The organism is Hyphomicrobium sp., assembly GCF_020852195.1.
Taxonomy (GTDB): domain Bacteria; phylum Pseudomonadota; class Alphaproteobacteria; order Rhizobiales; family Hyphomicrobiaceae; genus Hyphomicrobium_C.
The window spans coordinates 1-2,532 of the sequence record NZ_JADZBI010000190.1; the positions used below are offsets into that span (position 1 = coordinate 1).

Annotated in this window: 3 protein-coding genes; all 3 read right to left on the reverse strand. The window is 65.8% G+C overall.

The features are described from left to right. Positions 1–115 precede the first annotated feature (115 nt). Positions 116–658 (reverse strand): 30S ribosomal protein S16, encoded by a 543-nt coding sequence (gene rpsP / locus IT540_RS16435; RefSeq protein WP_366030112.1) that lies wholly within the window; start codon positions 656–658, stop codon positions 116–118. A gap of 84 nt (positions 659–742) precedes the next feature. After that, positions 743–2,089, reverse strand: coding sequence for a signal recognition particle protein (gene ffh, locus IT540_RS16440; protein ID WP_291180427.1), 1,347 nt, complete (start codon positions 2,087–2,089; stop codon positions 743–745). 276 nt (positions 2,090–2,365) lie between these two features. Then, positions 2,366–2,524, reverse strand: coding sequence for a FlgD immunoglobulin-like domain containing protein (locus IT540_RS20855; RefSeq protein WP_366030115.1), 159 nt, complete (start codon positions 2,522–2,524; stop codon positions 2,366–2,368). Positions 2,525–2,532 lie beyond the last annotated feature (8 nt).

The window sequence follows — 2,532 nt, forward strand, 5'->3', positions numbered from 1 at the left end:
ACCACATAGGAGATGAGTTCGAGCACTCGCTCCTGACCGATGGTCAGCTCATCGCCCTGCGGCAGGTCGGCCGGGTTCACGGCCTCGTCCGCGGGAAACTCATCGCGCGGGGCGCTCAACTGTCGCCTTCCGCGGGTTGCTCGGTCGCTTCGCCTTCAGCGGCGGCAGCGGCAGCTTCCTCGTCAGCCTTGGCCTTGGCCTCGGCCTCCTCGGCAGCCTTCGCAGCGGCCTCAGCCTCGGCCTTGGCCTTGGCTTCGGCTTCCTCGGCGGCCTTCTTCTCGGCGGCGGCCTTGGCGAGGCGCGCGGTCTTCTCCTGCACGCGCTTGGCTTCGCCGGCCTCGGCGCCCTGCTTCCAGGTCGTCACGCGGGCCTCGATCTCGGCGGCATCCACGCCCTGCTTCACCAGCGAGTAGCGATAGAGGATGCCTTCACCCTTGAGCAGGTTGCGCGCGGTTTCGGAAACCGTGGCGCCGCGGCTCAACCAGGTGATGATCTCGTCGGTGTGCAGCTTCACATCGAACGGATCCGTGAAAGGATTGTAGTAGCCGAGATTGGCCAGGTAGGCGCCGTCGCGCCGCTTGCGGTGATCGACCGCGACCAGACGATAGAACGGCCTCTTCTTGCGCCCCATGCGCGTCAAACGAATCGTTGTGGACACTATCAGCCTCCCCTTACGGTGGTTTCGCTGCATGCACCATGCGCGCAGCGTACGTGGCCCCTCGCGTTGCCGCGAGCCGGCCTCTTAGGCCTTGAACACCTTCTTGCCGAAGGCTTCAAGGCCGCCTGCAGCGTTGATGTCGCGCATCATCCGCCGCATATCGCGATACTGCTTGAGCAGCTTGTTGACCTGCGACACCGTGGTGCCGCTTCCGTTCGCAATGCGCTTGCGCCGCGAACCGTTGATGATGTCGGGCTGGCGGCGCTCCTTGACGGTCATCGAGTTGATGATCGCGTCGACCTGGTTGAACTGCTTGTCGTCCACCTTGGCCTTGTCGAGCATGTCGCCGTCGACACCCGGCAGCATCTTGAGCACGCCCTTGAGCGGCCCCATCTTCTTCATCTGCTTGATCTGCGACTGGAAGTCCTCCAGCGAGAACTCGCCCTGCGCAAACCGCCCGGCCAGGTGCTCGGCCGTGGCCTGGTCCATCTTGTCCTGGGCCTGCTCGATGAGCGTGAGCACGTCGCCCATGCCGAGGATGCGCCCGGCCATGCGGTCGGGGTGGAAGACCTCGAGGTCCTCCAGCTTCTCGCCCACGCCGCAGAGCTTGACCGGCTTGCCGGTCACTTCCAGGACGCTGAGCGCCGCGCCGCCGCGCGCGTCGCCGTCGAGCTTGGTCAGCACCACGCCGTCGAAGTTCAGCCGCTTGGCAAACGTGCCGGCGATGTTCACGGCTTCCTGGCCGGTCATCGCGTCGAGCACGAGCAGGCTCTCGTCGGCCGGCACCATCTGCTGGATCGCCTCGAGCTCGCCCCTGAGGGCGTCGTCGATGTGCAGGCGACCCGCGGTGTCGATGATCAGCACGTCGCAGCCGTTGTCGCGCGCGCGCCGCTGCCCCAGCTTGGCGATCTGCGACGGGTTCTTCTTCTCGCGATCGCTGTGCACCAGCACGCCGATGCTGTCGCCGATCACGTGCAGCTGGTCGATGGCCGCGGGGCGATAGATATCGCACGCGACCAGCATGGGCACGCGGCCTTCCTTCTTCATGCGCAGCGCCAGCTTGCCGCAGAAGGTGGTCTTGCCCGAGCCCTGCAGGCCCATGACCATGACCACGGTCATGCCCTTGTTCTTCGCCTTGGCCGCGTCCAGGTTCAGTTCGCTGGCGTGCCCGCCCAGCAGCTTCGTCAGCTCTTCGTTGACGATGCCCACGACCTGCTGCGCCGGCGTGAGGCTTCCCAGGACATCCTTGCCGAGGGCCTTCTCGCGGAGGTTGGCGATCAGGTTCTTGGCGACGTTGTAGTTGACGTCGGCCTCGAGCAGCGCCAGGCGCACCTCGCGGAGCGCTTCCTTGATGTTGTCCTCGGTCAGACGGTCGGCGCCGGACAGCTTCTTGAGCGTCGCGTCGAGCCGCCTGGTCAGGTCCTGGAACACGGTCTTTTTCCTGTCTGGTCGGTCTTTGGCGCACCCGCGCACGGCCCCCGGGGGCCGGTCACGGCAAAAGGGCGTGCCCGCCCGAGGGCCCCGCTCTTTCGAGCCGGCCCGCCGGGACGCTGCGCGCATCCTGCGCTAAATCAACATGTTGCGGGCGCCATCGCAGAAAGTTCCACACTTCGGCGATGCGTCCGGAGCCGACCGAAAAGGGCCGGCGGACCTGCGAATGTAGCATTTGGGGGGGGATTGGGCAAGGAACGAGCGTCGGCGCTCCGGTCACCGCACCAACGCCGCGCGCAATACCGCTTCTACGCCTTTTCCCGCGACGCGTATGAAGTAGATCCCGCTTGGCAGTCTCTCGCCCTTTTCCGATAACCCATCCCACTCGACCCGGTTGTCCCCGGCAGCAAATGTGGCGTATTCCAACTGCGCCAACCGCCGTC